The sequence below is a fragment of the Enterobacter cloacae complex sp. HYC003_NIDB genome, from assembly GCF_056673375.1.
In genome coordinates this window covers 4358263-4372300 of sequence record NZ_CP114220.1, presented here as the reverse complement: position 1 = coordinate 4372300, position 14038 = coordinate 4358263, and the positions used below count along the sequence as shown (strand labels likewise).

Below are 14038 nucleotides of genomic sequence, written 5' to 3'. Positions count from 1 at the left end.
CACCCACTTAGAACAGCTTTACCCTTTGTGCGAATTATTTGTGCAATCAGCTTGAGTTTCCTGGGGGGCGCAAGTATTATGACGCGTCAATTTTTCAGCCGACCTTTAACACGTTCCTTGCCTCCCCGGGCCTCGGCTGACCCAGACAGGAGGCTGAATAATCCGTAAGGAGCAATTCGATGCGTCATTACGAAATCGTTTTTATGGTCCACCCTGACCAGAGCGAACAGGTTCCGGGCATGATCGAGCGTTACTCTGCTGCCATCACTGGTGCAGAAGGCACGATCCACCGTCTGGAAGACTGGGGCCGCCGTCAGCTGGCTTACCCGATCAACAAACTGCACAAAGCACACTACGTTCTGATGAACGTTGAAGCTCCGCAGGAAGTGATCGATGAGCTGGAAACTACCTTCCGCTTCAACGATGCCGTTATCCGCAGCATGGTTATGCGTACCAAACACGCAGTGACCGAAGCATCTCCGATGGTTAAAGCGAAAGACGAGCGCCGTGAGCGTCGCGATGATTTCGCAAACGAAACCGCAGATGATTCTGATGCTGGGGATTCTGAAGAGTAATTTCTGATGACCAACCGTCTGGTGTTGTCCGGCACCGTGTGCAGGACCCCCCTTCGAAAGGTCAGCCCATCAGGAATTCCGCATTGCCAGTTCGTGCTTGAGCATCGTTCTGTGCAAGAGGAAGCCGGGTTTCACCGGCAGGCGTGGTGCCAAATGCCCGTGATTATTAGCGGACACGAAAACCAGGCCATTACTCACAGTTTAACGGTCGGTAGTGCAGTAATCGTTCAGGGGTTCATTTCTTGCCACAAGGCAAAGAACGGCCTGAGCAAAATGGTTCTGCATGCCGAGCAGATTGATTTGATAGATTCTGGAGACTAGCCATATGGCACGTTATTTCCGTCGTCGCAAGTTCTGCCGTTTCACCGCGGAAGGCGTTCAAGAGATCGACTATAAAGATATCGCAACGCTGAAAAACTACATCACCGAAAGCGGTAAGATTGTCCCAAGCCGTATCACCGGTACTCGTGCAAAATATCAGCGTCAGCTGGCTCGCGCTATCAAACGCGCTCGCTACCTGTCTCTGCTGCCGTACACTGATCGTCATCAGTAATCGGGCACGGTCCATCAATACGACTTTAAGAGGATAAGGTAATGCAAGTTATTCTGCTTGATAAAGTAGCAAACCTGGGCAGCCTGGGTGATCAGGTAAACGTTAAAGCGGGTTACGCTCGTAACTTCCTGGTTCCACAGGGTAAAGCTGTTCCAGCTACTAAGAAAAACGTAGAGTTTTTCGAAGCACGTCGTGCTGAACTGGAAGCCAAACTGGCTGACGTTCTGGCGGCTGCTAACGCTCGCGCTGAAGCAATCAACGCACTGGGCACCGTTACTATCGCGTCTAAAGCTGGCGACGAAGGTAAACTGTTCGGTTCCATCGGTACCCGCGATATCGCTGATGCAGTTACTGCGGCAGGCGTTAAAGTGGCTAAGAGCGAAGTTCGTATGCCGAACGGCGTTCTGCGTACCACTGGTGAGCACGAAGTTGACTTCCAGGTTCACAGCGAAGTGTTCGCTAAACTGGTTGTTAACGTAGTAGCTGAGTAATTTTTTACTCTGCTCGCGTCGAAGCGCCGGCCTTGTGCCGGCGTTTTGCTTTTTAGCGTGACCCTGCGTCATCTTTTGCTCTTGTAAGGTCGCTATTCCTGACGCATTCTCTGATAATAAATTGAAACGCAATTTTATTTATGAGATTTGTCATGGATACTGCTCTGCCCACGCCCGTCTTTGCCCGTCGCAATGTGGCCTATGCCTGCGCCACGCTCTGCTGTCTGCTTTGGGGAAGCTCGTACCCGGCCATTAAAAGTGGCTACGAACTCTTTCAGATCGCGACCGATGATATCCCCTCCAAAGTCGTCTTTGCCGGATACCGTTTTCTGTTTGCCGGCGCGTTGCTGCTGCTTTTTGCCATGGCCCAGCGAAAGCCGATTGGCAGGCTCACGCCCACGCAGTTTGGCCAGCTCACGATCCTCGGACTGACCCAGACCTCCCTCCAGTACACCTTCTTTTATATCGGCCTGGCCTACACGACCGGGGTGAACGGCTCCATCATGAATGCCACCGGGACCTTCTTCAGCGTGCTGCTGGCGCACTTTATCTACCACAACGACAAACTCAGCTATAACAAAACGCTGGGATGTGTTCTGGGCTTTGCCGGGGTTATGCTGGTGAACTTCCACAGCGGCTTAAGTGAGTTCCAGTTTGTCTGGAAAGGTGACGGATTTGTGGTGCTGGCCGCCTTTATTCTCTCTGCGGCCACGCTTTACGGGAAACGCATTTCCCAGACCGTTGACCCGACGGTGATGACTGGCTGGCAGCTGGGGATAGGCGGGGCGGCACTGGTTGCGGGAGGCTATGCCACGGGCGGGACGCTGGAGGTGCACAGCATGAAAGCCGTCGCCGTGCTGGGGTATCTGACGCTGCTCTCATCCGTGGCGTTCGCCCTGTGGAGCGCGCTGCTGAAAGTAAACCGCGTGAGTATGATTGCCCCGTTCAACTTTGTCATACCTGTAGCAGGGACGGTGCTCTCCGCCATCTTCCTCGGCGAAAACATTCTGGACATCAAATACGCGATTGCGCTGGTGCTGGTCTGCTCGGGGATCTGGTGGGTGAATAAACGGCGTGCCTGAGAACAAAAGTGCCGGGTGGCGGCATCGCCTTACCCGGCCTGGGCCATTAACGTGCTCTGATGAAACTGCCGTCCGGCTGGCGGGTAAACAGTACCTGCTGCCCGTTTCCGGTATCGATCGTTAACCCGGTCACCACCCCGCTGGCATTCTGGCGGATCTGCACCATCTGACCATTTTGCAGGTTGCTGAGCGGTTTGCCTGCCCCCTCGACTTGCGCCATGGCATACACATCCGTTGCTGGCAGATTGTGGTCGCGGAACAGCTGGGCAAGAGTTTTCCCAGGCTCTACGCGATACGAACGCCACTGCTGCTCAATGCCGGTGGGCTGTTGCGCCTGTGGCTCTGAAGGGGCGGCGGCCTGCTCCTGATCTTCCTGAACCGGTTCAGGTTCAACCGGCGCAACCTGGCCCGGATCGTTAGACGGTGTGACCAGCTGCGTCTGCATCGGCTGTGAATCAGGCTGCGGCTGGCTTTGCGACTGGATATCCAGCTCAGCATTCCGGCTGACCGGCGCGGTATCAACGTTGTCACTGCCGGAAGGAAGCAGGAAGCCGATGACGATCAGCAACGCGCCGATAATAATGCCTCTGCGGTGCAAAGGCGGCAGCGGGTCCATGATGCGAAAGTTATCCGGCGCATGCCAGATTTTCGCCAGGGTAGGTTTCAGTTCAAATCGCCCGGGCATGGCTCTCCTCCTGCTCCGCGTCTTTTTATCCTGTCCTGAGAAGTGTAGTTTGCTAACTGCCTGATGGGCGTAACAAAGCCAGCTTTCGTGACATATATTAGGGAAAATCCTGACGGCTACTATTGTTTCCGTTTCGTCGCAGTTTGTCACCTTTACTTAAGACAAAGTTTTACCCATAAGGGCATGGCTGATATGCTGCCCGCTACTTTAAATGTGATGGAAGGAAAACCCATGACCACCCCGACTTTTGACACTATCGAAGCGCAGGCAAGCTACGGCATCGGCTTGCAGGTAGGACAGCAGCTGAGCGAATCCGGCCTGGAAGGTCTGTTACCGGAAGCGCTGGTGGCGGGTATCGCTGACGCGCTGGAAGGCAAGCAGCCCGCTGTGCCGGTTGACGTTGTGCACCGTGCGCTGCGTGAAATCCACGAACGTGCTGACGCCGTACGTCGCGCGCGTTTCGAAGAGATGGCGGCAGAAGGCGTGAAATATCTGGAAGAGAACCGTGAGCGTGAAGGCGTGAACAGCACCGAGTCCGGCTTGCAGTTCCGCGTAATCAATCAGGGTGATGGCGCAATCCCGGCGCGTACCGACCACGTTCGCGTACACTACACCGGTAAGCTGATCGACGGTACCGTGTTCGACAGCTCCGTCGCGCGTGGCGAACCGGCTGAATTCCCGGTCAACGGCGTTATCGCAGGCTGGATCGAAGCCCTGACCCTGATGCCAGTAGGTTCCAAATGGGAACTCACTATCCCGCACAACCTGGCTTACGGCGAGCGTGGCGCTGGCGCGTCCATTCCGCCATTCAGCACCCTGGTGTTTGAAGTCGAGCTGCTGGAAATCCTGTAATCGGTTTTTCTTATTTTCCTCTCTCCGATCGGGGAGAGGAAAATAGCGATAAAACCCGGAGTTACGACGAAATCAACATTTTGTATTGCAAACGAAACTGTTACGTGTATTTTTGTGAGCTGTTTCGCGCTGTATGAGTGATATGACACTCACTTTCAACATATTATTAACATAATATTCAAATCATAGTATTCATCCCGCCGATTCTTACCTACTATCGATTAGTCCTTACACAGGGTCCGTCATTTATTTGGCGTATATAAAGGCCAGAAGAGCCTTAACAACACAGACAGGCATAAACAGGAAAATATCACATGGTAGATCAGGTCAAAGTCGCCGCCGCAGAAGAGGCGACGTCTGAACAGTCGCTACGGCGAAATCTCACGAACCGTCACATTCAGCTTATTGCCATTGGTGGAGCCATCGGCACCGGGCTGTTTATGGGCTCGGGCAAAACCATCAGTCTTGCCGGCCCGTCGATCATCTTCGTTTATATGATCATCGGTTTTATGCTCTTTTTCGTGATGCGTGCAATGGGTGAATTGCTGCTCTCGAATCTCGAATACAAATCCTTCAGCGACTTCGCGTCAGACCTGCTCGGCCCGTGGGCGGGCTATTTTACCGGCTGGACCTACTGGTTCTGCTGGGTGGTTACCGGCATGGCGGATGTTGTCGCTATTACGGCCTACGCCCAATTCTGGTTCCCCGGCCTGTCGGACTGGGTGGCTTCGCTGGCGGTGATTGTTCTGCTGCTGAGCCTGAACCTCGCCACCGTTAAAATGTTCGGTGAGATGGAGTTCTGGTTCGCGATGATCAAAATCGTCGCCATCATCGCGCTGATTGTCGTCGGGCTGGTGATGGTGCTGACGCACTTCCAGTCGCCAACCGGCGTACAGGCCTCGTTTGCCCATCTGTGGAATGACGGCGGCTGGTTCCCGAAAGGTATCAGCGGCTTCTTTGCCGGCTTCCAGATTGCGGTGTTTGCGTTTGTCGGGATTGAGCTGGTCGGTACCACGGCGGCGGAAACCAAAGATCCGGAGAAATCCCTGCCGCGCGCGATTAACTCCATTCCGCTGCGTATCATCATGTTCTACGTGTTCGCGCTGATCGTCATTATGTCCGTGACGCCATGGAGCTCGGTGGTGCCAACCAAGAGCCCGTTCGTCGAGCTGTTCGTGCTGGTGGGGCTGCCTGCTGCCGCGAGCCTGATTAACTTCGTGGTGCTGACCTCTGCGGCCTCTTCCGCGAACAGCGGCGTCTTCTCCACCAGCCGTATGCTGTTCGGCCTGGCGCAGGAGGGCGTTGCTCCGAGCGCGTTTGCCAAACTGTCTAAACGCGCGGTACCAGCGAAAGGGCTGACCTTCTCCTGCATCTGTCTGCTGGGCGGTGTGGTGATGCTCTACGTCAACCCGAGCGTAATCGGCGCGTTCACCATGATCACCACGGTGTCGGCGATCCTGTTTATGTTCGTCTGGACCATCATCCTCTGCTCGTACCTGGTGTACCGCAAGCAGCGTCCACACCTGCACGAGAAGTCGATCTACAAGATGCCGCTGGGCAAGATGATGTGCTGGGTGTGCATGGCGTTCTTCGTCTTCGTGCTGGTGCTGCTGACGCTGGAAGAAGATACCCGACAGGCGCTGATGGTCACGCCGCTGTGGTTTATCGCGCTGGGGCTTGGCTGGCTGTTTATCGGTAAGAAACGTATGGCGGGCATGCGCTAAGCATGTTGCCGGGTGGCGCTGACGCTTACCCGGCCTACGTTCGCGGATGTTGTAGGCCCGGTAAGCGCTAGCGCCACCGGGCTTTTTTATTTACCCGATAATGCACGCGGGAACAGAACGTTATTCTCAAGACTGATGTGTTCCATCAGATCGTCGATCATCTCGTTAATGCCGTTGTACATGGCTTTCCAGGTGGTGCACGCTTCTGGCGGCGGTGTGACGTTGTTGGTGGTGTGTTTGATCACTTCCAGCAGTTCGCCGGCGTCATCATGTTCGCTTTCCATCACGCTGATGGGCCCCATGGCCTGGCTGCCCATGCCCTGTTTGATCATCGGGAAGAGGATCTGCTCCTCTTTCATCATGTGGCTGGAAAGTTCTTCGTGCAGCATGGTCAGGTATTTCGCCAGGCCGCGCGGTACGGAAGGTTTATCGGCATGAACGCGTTCAACTTTGGTCGCCTGTAAAATCAGCTCCGGCAGCTGCTCGCGGTGACGATCGTGGTAACGCACAATGATATGGTCGATGATTTCAGCCAGCGGCGCGGTGCGCCAGTCTTTGTCGACAGGCTGTTCAGCCAGCTGAGCCAGCTCCGCTTCGATAGCCTCCACATCCAGCTCTTTACGCGACGCTGCGCGCGCCAGCGTTTGCTTACCACCGCAGCAGTAATCCATATCGTATTTACGGAACAGCGCAGAAGCGCGAGGGATGGAGAGCGCCAGCTCGCCTAAGGGTTGGTCGCGGAAGGCCATAACAGTTACCTCATCATCAGGAATATAAGGTGCATTTTAAATACATCTTTAGGTGGATACTATAACCCTTTAGAGGCAAGGGTGAAAATGAGAAGGGGATCACAAAAAAAGCGTGCTTTTAACTTGCTGATTGAATGCAGAAAAGGGCTTTCGAAAGTTTTTAAAGGTGGAGAAACAGTAAACAACCTGCCGAACGTGCCGATAGATACAGGTCAGACAATACCTGTATATAAAAAAGGCAACGCATGTTTAAACGTATAAAAGTCATTACTCTTTTGATTTCGGTGCTGCTTGTGCTCGGCATCATGCAGCTGATCTCCGCTGGCATTTTCATTAACGCACTCAATAACGATAAAGAGAACTTCACCGTTTCTCAGCTTTCCAGCCAGAACGTCGCGGAGTTTACCGACGCCTGGATCAGCCTGAACCAGGCGCGCGTCACTCTCAACCGCGGCATGCTGCGCCTGCAAAGCAGCATGGCGTCACAGATTAACGGCGGGCAGCTGAACGAGCTGGTCAATACCGCGAAAAACCTGCTGGCCGATGCCCAGATCCATTACGATAAATACTACGCGCTGCCGGAAACGCCGGGTATGGACGAGCACCTGGCCGATCGTCTGGAAGAGCAATACCGCGTCTACTCCGCCACGCTGACGCAAATGAACGTTCTGCTGGGGCAGGGCAATCTGGAAGATATGTTCAAACAAAATGCCGAACAGAAGCAGACCGCGATGCAAAAGGTTTATCGCGAGTGGCGTGAGGCGCAGGCCGCGCTGACCGCCAAAGGGATCCGGGACAATGAAAGCGACTACAAACGCATTCTGTGGATCCTTTCTGCGGTGATGCTGCTGGTGATCGCGGTGATTATTTCCAGCTGGATTGCGATGCGCCGCGTGCTGCTGCTGCCGCTGGAAGAGGTGATCAACCATATCCGCGCCATTGCCGCAGGGGATTTAACCCAGCCGATTCAGGCTGAGGGTAAAAATGAAATGGCGATCCTGGCGCGCAACGTTCAGGAGATGCAGACTGCGCTGGCCAACACGGTGGGCGTGGTGCGTGAAGGCGCTGATACCATCTACACCGGCGCGGGTGAAATCTCGGCGGGCAGCAACGATCTCTCCTCTCGTACCGAGCAACAGGCCGCTTCTCTGGAAGAGACGGCAGCCAGCATGGAACAGTTAACCGCCACCGTGAAGCAAAACGCCGATAACGCACGTCAGGCGTCGCGTCTGGCGCTGGACGCCTCCTCCACCGCGAAGAAGGGCGGTAACGTGGTCGAGGGCGTTGTGCGCACCATGGACGAAATCGCCACCAGTTCCAGCAAAATCGCGCAAATTACTAACGTGATCGACGGCATTGCTTTCCAGACCAATATTCTGGCGCTGAACGCGGCGGTAGAAGCGGCGCGCGCGGGCGAGCAGGGACGTGGCTTCGCGGTTGTCGCGGGCGAGGTGCGTACCCTTGCCCAGCGCAGCGCGCAGGCGGCGAAAGAGATCAAAGCGCTGATCGATGATTCCGGCGAACGCGTCAACGCGGGTTCTCAGCTGGTAAATGAAGCGGGCGCGACGATGGCGGAGATCGTCAATGCGGTTACGCGCGTGACGGACATCATGGGTGAGATTGCGTCGGCCTCCGACGAACAGAGCCGCGGTATCGACCAGGTGGGTCAGGCGGTGGCGGAGATGGATCGCGTCACCCAGCAGAACGCCTCGCTGGTGGAAGAGTCTGCGGCGGCAGCGGCGGCGCTGGAAGATCAGGCTGCACGCCTGAACGACGCGGTGGCGGTGTTTAAGATCACCCGCAACCAGGCGGTGAAAGCCGCGCCGGTAAAGACCTATGCACCTAAAGCGCAGCCCGTCGCGGCGGCGTCTGAAGCGAACTGGGAAACGTTCTGATACTGTGCCGGGTGGCGCTGACGCTTACCCGGCCTACGGTTTGTAGGCCCTGCAAGCGAAGCGCCGCTGGGCGAAAAGCTCACCCCTCCGACGCCGGAACGACCATCGGTTTTTCCGGCTTCGCTCTCACCGCAATCACCACCCCAACGACCAGCAGCGCGATCCCGCAGGCCGTTAGCAGCGGCGGCACGCTCTGACGCATCAGGAAGGTATAGAGCAGCCCTGCCAGCGTCTCAAAGACAATCAGCGGCCCCAGTATCACCGTCGGCAGCTTCTGGCTGGCAATGTTCCAGCACAGCGCGCCCACCCACGAACAGAGCACGGCAATGGCGACCATTAACCCGACGAATACCCACGGGCGCGGTCCGAAGGGCAGGGTAAATGCCGGTTGCTGGCTACCCAGCCAGACACACGCGCCCACATAGCCTAGCAACGAGACAGGGAGGGTGACCAGCGCCTGCGCCGTCGCCCACATCATCGGATGTTTATCCGGGTTTTCCCGCAGCCAGCGTGCGTTGCGCAGGGCATACCAGGCCCAACAGACAACCGAGATAAACGCCAGAAAGATCCCTGAACCGTAACGCCACAAGCTGAAGTTTTCGAGGCCGTGGCGAAGCTCGGCAATATTCACGCACACCAGCCCCACGGCGATGCAGACCAGAGCGGGCGCCATTTTTGACCACGCCAGTTTGCCGTCACGCTGGCTGTAAAGCAGGTTCGCGAAAACCGGGATGACCACCGGCAGCGTGCCGATAATCATGGTGGACACCGGCGCACCGGTGCGCTGAATGGCGCTCGCCAGACAGACGTAGTAGATCAGATTACCCATCATGGTCAGCGCCAGCGCGGTGAGCCAGTCCTGGCGGCCCAGCTGACGCAGACGCGCGCGCCCCAGCCACGCCAGCGGCACGGCAATCAGCCCCAGCGCCAGGTAACGTCCGGTCGACTGCAAAATTGCCGGGTACTCCGGCACAATCAGCGGGCCGACAAAAATCAGCCCCCACATCAAACCCGCAAGCAGGGCATACAACACGCCGCTAATCATTTTTCCATCCATCTTGATTCACTTTGCGATCAGTGTAGGAGGGCAAAACGCGCGCGTATTGTATGAGGTTGCGCATTAGCGCGGCATAACCTGTTTCTGGTAGCGCACGGGCGTGATGCCGTAGCGACGGGTGAAGGCGCGGGTTAAATGCGACTGATCGGTCAGCCCGGTCGCGGCGGCCACCTCGGCGGCAGGCATGCCGTGGGTGAGGAATGCTTTTGCGCGCCACAGCCGGATGGCCATCAGCATCTGGTGGGGCGTAACGTGGAAATGGGCTTTGAACTGGCGCTGAAAATGGTACGGGCTGAGCGAGACAACGTTAGCCAGCTCGTCCAGGGTCAGCGAGCGCATATAGTTGTCGTGCAGATAGTCGCGAACGCGTTCGAAGCGATGCGCGGCCTCCTGCACCACCGGCGCATGATGGGCCAGTGGCTGAAAAGTCTGAATCAAATCCAGTAGCAGCCCCTTCTGCGCCAGCGGATCGTTGGTGTGCCACAGGCCGTAAATTAACCGGCCAATCTGCTGCGAGCGCAAAGGGTCGTGGCGCGTGACGTCATTAAACCACCAGTGACGCAGGCCGGTGACCTCTTCCAGCAGGTCGGGTTCGATGTAGACCATTCGGTAGCGCCAGCCGCCTTCGGTGGCGGATTCCCCGGTGTGGATCTCGTCCGGGTTCATGGTCACGACGGATTTTTCCGCGGCAAGATGCTGGGTACCGCGATAGCGGAAGCGTTCGGCACCGGTTTCGATGGTGCCGATACCGAAGGCTTCATGAGTGTGAGGCTCAAAGGCGTAGTCAGAGATATGGGCGTGATAAAGCTCCAGGCCCGGCAGCTGCGCCAGATGGCGAAAGCGCGCGCTGTCTCTCTCATCAGTGAACTGTTCCGGTACGCCTTGCACGGTGAGCCTCCTTGTGGGTCATCGCTTCATTATCAGAGATGACCCGAGGGGATGCCACAAAAAATAACCAATTTTTAACAACTACAGGATGGCTTTGACGCTTTCCGCCAGTGATGTGGTTGTGCGGCCGATCAGTTTGCTCAGGGTACGGCTGTCGTCGAACAGGCCGCCTTTGGACGCGCCGGTGTCGGAGTCCGCCAGCATCTCCGCCAGCCCGGCAGGCAGACCAACGCCTTTCAGCGCAGCGGCGAAATCGGCTTCGCTGAGGTTCTGATACGTTACCGGCTTACCGCTCTGCTTGCTCAGTTCCGCAGCCAGTTCGCTCAGCGTCCAGGCATTATCACCCGCCAGTTCATACACCTTGCCGGCATGACCCTCTTCAGAAATCACTTTCGCTGCCGCCGCCGCATAATCCGCACGGGTCGCAGAGGCAATTTTGCCTTCGCCTGCGGCACCCATAAATACGCCGTGTTCCAGCGCTGGCGGCGCGCTTGCCAGGTAGTTTTCGGTGTACCAGCCGTTGCGCAGCAGAGCGTAAGGCACGCCGGAGGCCGCCAGGGCATTTTCGGTTTCGACGTGCTCAACGTGCAGACCCAGCGGAGATTTGTCAGCATGCAGCAGGCTGGTATAGGCGATGAATTTCACCCCAGCGGCTTTGGCGGCGTTTATCACGTTCTGGTGCTGTACGGCACGCTGGCCCACTTCGCTGGAGGAGATGAGCAGCAGTTTATCCACGCCGTTCAGCGCGGTGGTAAATGCGGCTTCATCGGTGTAATCCGCCTGACGCACAACGACCCCTTGCTGACGCAACGCTTCGGCTTTCGCCGGGTTACGCACAATAGCCACGATCTGGCTGGCCGGAACGGTTTTCAGCAGTTCTTCAATAACGTGTTGGCCAAGCTGGCCGGTTGCGCCGGTAATCGCGATCATGATGAATCTCCTTCGTGTTTGTCTGGTGTTGTGGCACACTATCACCATAACTAACTTTTAGTAAGTACGTACAAAAAGGTAAGTATGAAAACAACAATACCAACGCTCAGCGAGCAAATGCGCGATGGCAACCTCTTTGCGGAACAGTGCCCGTCACGGGAGGTGCTCAAACACGTAACCAGCCGCTGGGGCGTGCTGATCCTGGTGGCGTTACGTCAGGGGACGCATCGCTTCAGCGATCTGCGCCGCAAGATGGGCGGCGTCAGCGAGAAGATGCTGGCTCAGTCTTTACAGGCGCTGGAGCATGACGGGTTTGTCGATCGCGTGTCGTATCCGGTCGTGCCGCCGCATGTGGAGTATAGCCTGACGCCGCTGGGGCGGGAGGTAAGCGAGAAGGTGGCCGCGCTGGCCGACTGGATTGAGGTCAATACGCCGCAGGTGATGGCAAACCGGGAAGAGCGTGCGGCATGAAATGCCGGGTGGCGCTTGCGCTTACCCGGCCTACGGGATCGAGGATTGCGCGTAGGCCGGGTAAGCGCAAGCCGCCACCCGGCACAATCATCGCTACCTGCTCAAATCCACCTGATAAATCTCGAACCCAATATCATCCGTCGCGACCTTTTGCATCGGATACTGCGCCTTATCCTTGATAAACGCGGCTGCTTTATCGGACGGAGATGTCTCAAAGCGAATATCCAGCTTAGTGTCGCTGTGGATCGGCGCAAGTCGCCAGTTGTTATCCACCGCCGGATGAATTTCACCCGTCTTTTTCGACTCCGCGCTGATCCACGCCGCCAGCACCGAACGGTTCTCATCCGGCGAGGCAAAGGCGATGTGGCTGTCACCCGTACCGGCAAACTTGCCGCCATAGGCGCGGTAGTTGTTGGTCACCACCAGGAAAGTGGCATTCGGATCAATCGCTTTGCCGTTGAAGGTCAGGTTTTTGATGCGTTCTGCCTGCGGATTAATGGCCTGACATTCGCCGTCATATTTCGCGGGCTGGGTAACGTCAATCTGATATTCCACGCCGTCGATCACGTCGAAGTTGTAGGTACGGAAACCGTCCCAGTTAATCAGCGACTGCGGTTTGCTGCTGTGCGGATCGATCTGGTTGAACTGCCCGGCAGAGCACTCCAGCCACTCCTTCACCTCTTTCCCGGTGGCTTTCACCACCACGAGGGTGTTGGGATAGAGGTAGAGATCGGCGGCATTACGGAAGGTCAGCTGGCCTTTCTCCACCTCAACGTAGCTGGCCGGATCGTTCTTCCGCCCGCCCACTTTGAATGGCGCCGCGGCAGACAGTACCGGCAGATTTGCCAGATCCGGATCGCCCTGAATATAGTGCTCCGCATAGGCTTTCTGCGCCATGTTGACTACCTGCACGGTCGGGTCATCCTGTACCAGCGCGAGGAAGCTGTACATGTTATCAGCCGATTTACCGATCGGCTTGCTGACAAATTCACGCGTCGCATCGTGGTCATGCTTCAGGATGTCGACCAGCTTTTTATCTTCCCCTGCCAGAGATTTTTTGGCCGCTGCGTCGTAGATCGGACGCGCTTCCGCTTTCGACTGCGTGACTTTCCAGCTTCCGCTGTCGTTATTCAGCACCAGATCCACCACGCCAAGGTGGTCGCCCCACATGCCCGGCATCACCGATGGCACACCGTTGAGCGTCCCTTTTTCGATGTCCGCGCCTTTGATATCAGCGAAATCTTTGCCCGGGAAGACGGCGTGGGCGTGACCAAACAGGATCGCATCCACGCCCGGCACCTGGCTGAGATAGTACACGGAGTTCTCAGCCATCACCTGATACGGGTCGGCCGAGAGGCCAGAGTGCGCCACGACGACGACCACATCCGCCCCTTTCGCCCGCATCTCCGGCACGTATTTGCGCGCGGTTTCGGTAATGTCGTTGACGGTCACTTTCCCGTCGAGGTTGGCTTTATCCCACGTCATGATCTGCGGCGGCACAAAACCGATATAGCCGATTTTCAGCGTCTGTTTTTTACCGTCCTGGTCGACAACCTCGGTCTCTTTAATCAGATAAGGGGTGAAGAGCGGCTTCTTCGTCTTAACGTCGATGATATTGGCGTTAACGTACGGGAATTTTGCACCTGCCAGCGCGTCGTGCAGGTATTTCAGGCCGTAGTTAAATTCGTGGTTGCCCAGGTTGCCGACGGCATAGTCCAGCGTATTCATTGCCTTATAAACAGGATGGATCTCGCCTTTTTTCAGCCCCTTCGCCGCCATGTAGTCTCCGAGCGGGCTGCCCTGAATTAAGTCCCCGTTATCGACCAGCACGCTGTTTTTCACTTCACCGCGGGCGGCGTTGATCAAACTTGCCGTGCGTACCAGTCCGAATTTTTCCGTAGGGGTATCTTTGTAGTAATCGAAGTCCATCATATTGCTGTGCAGATCGGTGGTTTCCAGAATACGGAGATCCACCGTCGCTGCCTGAACGCTTGCCGCAATCAGCGTTGCCAGGAGCGTTGCGCTAAACTTAATCATCTGAGGAGTCCTTTTTTCGATCCAAGCCACAAAAGAATATGTATGTAGT

General features: G+C 56.4%; 15 protein-coding genes. 9 read left to right on the top strand and 6 right to left on the bottom strand.

Features of this window, described 5'->3' with window-relative positions:
- Nucleotides 1–179 precede the first annotated feature (179 nt).
- From rpsF to O1722_RS20905, 5 genes are all read left to right on the top strand, one after another.
- Nucleotides 180–575: a 30S ribosomal protein S6 gene (gene rpsF / locus O1722_RS20925; RefSeq protein WP_003856034.1), complete on the top strand. Its 396-nt coding sequence runs from the start codon at nt 180–182 to the stop codon at nt 573–575.
- Between the two features lie 6 nt (nt 576–581).
- Entirely contained in the window at nt 582–896 is a 315-nt protein-coding gene (gene priB, locus O1722_RS20920) for a primosomal replication protein N (RefSeq protein WP_003856035.1), read from the top strand.
- A 4-nt stretch (nt 897–900) separates the two neighbouring features.
- Nucleotides 901–1128, top strand: coding sequence for a 30S ribosomal protein S18 (gene rpsR / locus O1722_RS20915; RefSeq protein WP_000135199.1), 228 nt, complete (start codon nt 901–903; stop codon nt 1126–1128).
- A 41-nt stretch (nt 1129–1169) separates the two neighbouring features.
- On the top strand, nt 1170–1619 hold the full coding sequence (gene rplI / locus O1722_RS20910; RefSeq protein ID WP_006810372.1) for a 50S ribosomal protein L9: 450 nt from the start codon (nt 1170–1172) through the stop codon (nt 1617–1619).
- 152 nt (nt 1620–1771) lie between these two features.
- Nucleotides 1772–2701 carry a DMT family transporter gene (locus O1722_RS20905; RefSeq protein ID WP_032646988.1) on the top strand — a complete coding sequence of 310 codons (930 nt, stop codon included), beginning with the start codon at nt 1772–1774 and terminating at the stop codon, nt 2699–2701.
- A 46-nt stretch (nt 2702–2747) separates the two neighbouring features.
- On the opposite strand, the gene O1722_RS20900 is transcribed toward O1722_RS20905, so the two are convergent.
- Nucleotides 2748–3386: an OapA family protein gene (locus O1722_RS20900; protein ID WP_015572481.1), complete on the bottom strand. Its 639-nt coding sequence runs from the start codon at nt 3384–3386 to the stop codon at nt 2748–2750.
- Between the two features lie 231 nt (nt 3387–3617).
- Here O1722_RS20900 and bamJ point away from each other — a divergent pair, with 231 nt between their 5' ends.
- Together bamJ and cycA are read left to right on the top strand one after the other, a co-directional pair.
- On the top strand, nt 3618–4238 hold the full coding sequence (gene bamJ / locus O1722_RS20895; RefSeq protein ID WP_008502892.1) for a BamJ family beta-barrel-assembly machinery protein: 621 nt from the start codon (nt 3618–3620) through the stop codon (nt 4236–4238).
- A gap of 314 nt (nt 4239–4552) precedes the next feature.
- Nucleotides 4553–5962 carry a D-serine/D-alanine/glycine transporter gene (gene cycA, locus O1722_RS20890; RefSeq protein ID WP_032652302.1) on the top strand — a complete coding sequence of 470 codons (1410 nt, stop codon included), beginning with the start codon at nt 4553–4555 and terminating at the stop codon, nt 5960–5962.
- 86 nt (nt 5963–6048) lie between these two features.
- On the opposite strand, the gene ytfE is transcribed toward cycA, so the two are convergent.
- Complete coding sequence (gene ytfE, locus O1722_RS20885; RefSeq protein ID WP_015572484.1) at nt 6049–6711, bottom strand: iron-sulfur cluster repair protein YtfE; 663 nt, start codon at nt 6709–6711, stop codon at nt 6049–6051.
- Between the two features lie 245 nt (nt 6712–6956).
- On the opposite strand from ytfE, the gene O1722_RS20880 reads away from it, so the two are divergent.
- Nucleotides 6957–8606 carry a methyl-accepting chemotaxis protein gene (locus O1722_RS20880; RefSeq protein ID WP_015572485.1) on the top strand — a complete coding sequence of 550 codons (1650 nt, stop codon included), beginning with the start codon at nt 6957–6959 and terminating at the stop codon, nt 8604–8606.
- Nucleotides 8607–8685: 79 nt separating this feature from the next.
- Here the strand turns inward: O1722_RS20880 and O1722_RS20875 are convergent, their stop codons facing one another.
- The 3 genes from O1722_RS20875 to O1722_RS20865 form a co-directional block, all read right to left on the bottom strand.
- A complete protein-coding gene (locus tag O1722_RS20875) occupies nt 8686–9651 on the bottom strand; it encodes a DMT family transporter (protein ID WP_017383939.1) in 966 nt (321 codons plus the stop codon).
- 75 nt (nt 9652–9726) lie between these two features.
- Nucleotides 9727–10551, bottom strand: coding sequence for an AraC family transcriptional regulator (locus O1722_RS20870; RefSeq protein ID WP_017694662.1), 825 nt, complete (start codon nt 10549–10551; stop codon nt 9727–9729).
- An 81-nt stretch (nt 10552–10632) separates the two neighbouring features.
- Complete coding sequence (locus tag O1722_RS20865; protein ID WP_033487881.1) at nt 10633–11481, bottom strand: SDR family oxidoreductase; 849 nt, start codon at nt 11479–11481, stop codon at nt 10633–10635.
- Nucleotides 11482–11565: 84 nt separating this feature from the next.
- On the opposite strand from O1722_RS20865, the gene O1722_RS20860 reads away from it, so the two are divergent.
- Nucleotides 11566–11952 carry a winged helix-turn-helix transcriptional regulator gene (locus O1722_RS20860; protein ID WP_032671494.1) on the top strand — a complete coding sequence of 129 codons (387 nt, stop codon included), beginning with the start codon at nt 11566–11568 and terminating at the stop codon, nt 11950–11952.
- A gap of 93 nt (nt 11953–12045) precedes the next feature.
- Here O1722_RS20860 and O1722_RS20855 read toward each other — a convergent pair whose 3' ends face one another.
- The gene (locus tag O1722_RS20855; protein ID WP_033487882.1) at nt 12046–13989 is read right to left on the bottom strand and encodes a bifunctional 2',3'-cyclic-nucleotide 2'-phosphodiesterase/3'-nucleotidase; all 1944 of its coding nucleotides are present in this window, start codon (nt 13987–13989) and stop codon (nt 12046–12048) included.
- Nucleotides 13990–14038 lie beyond the last annotated feature (49 nt).

What these genes read in the sequence shown, in the direction of transcription:
- rpsF (WP_003856034.1), top strand. Translation starts at nt 180, where the DNA reads ATGCGTCATTACGAAATCGTTTTTATGGTCCACCCTGACCAGAGCGAA.
- priB (WP_003856035.1), top strand. Translation starts at nt 582, where the DNA reads ATGACCAACCGTCTGGTGTTGTCCGGCACCGTGTGCAGGACCCCCCTT.
- rpsR (WP_000135199.1), top strand. Translation starts at nt 901, where the DNA reads ATGGCACGTTATTTCCGTCGTCGCAAGTTCTGCCGTTTCACCGCGGAA.
- rplI (WP_006810372.1), top strand. Translation starts at nt 1,170, where the DNA reads ATGCAAGTTATTCTGCTTGATAAAGTAGCAAACCTGGGCAGCCTGGGT.
- O1722_RS20905 (WP_032646988.1), top strand. Translation starts at nt 1,772, where the DNA reads ATGGATACTGCTCTGCCCACGCCCGTCTTTGCCCGTCGCAATGTGGCC.
- O1722_RS20900 (WP_015572481.1), bottom strand. Translation starts at nt 3,386, where the DNA reads ATGCCCGGGCGATTTGAACTGAAACCTACCCTGGCGAAAATCTGGCAT.
- bamJ (WP_008502892.1), top strand. Translation starts at nt 3,618, where the DNA reads ATGACCACCCCGACTTTTGACACTATCGAAGCGCAGGCAAGCTACGGC.
- cycA (WP_032652302.1), top strand. Translation starts at nt 4,553, where the DNA reads ATGGTAGATCAGGTCAAAGTCGCCGCCGCAGAAGAGGCGACGTCTGAA.
- ytfE (WP_015572484.1), bottom strand. Translation starts at nt 6,711, where the DNA reads ATGGCCTTCCGCGACCAACCCTTAGGCGAGCTGGCGCTCTCCATCCCT.
- O1722_RS20880 (WP_015572485.1), top strand. Translation starts at nt 6,957, where the DNA reads ATGTTTAAACGTATAAAAGTCATTACTCTTTTGATTTCGGTGCTGCTT.
- O1722_RS20875 (WP_017383939.1), bottom strand. Translation starts at nt 9,651, where the DNA reads ATGATTAGCGGCGTGTTGTATGCCCTGCTTGCGGGTTTGATGTGGGGG.
- O1722_RS20865 (WP_033487881.1), bottom strand. Translation starts at nt 11,481, where the DNA reads ATGATCGCGATTACCGGCGCAACCGGCCAGCTTGGCCAACACGTTATT.
- O1722_RS20860 (WP_032671494.1), top strand. Translation starts at nt 11,566, where the DNA reads ATGAAAACAACAATACCAACGCTCAGCGAGCAAATGCGCGATGGCAAC.
- O1722_RS20855 (WP_033487882.1), bottom strand. Translation starts at nt 13,989, where the DNA reads ATGATTAAGTTTAGCGCAACGCTCCTGGCAACGCTGATTGCGGCAAGC.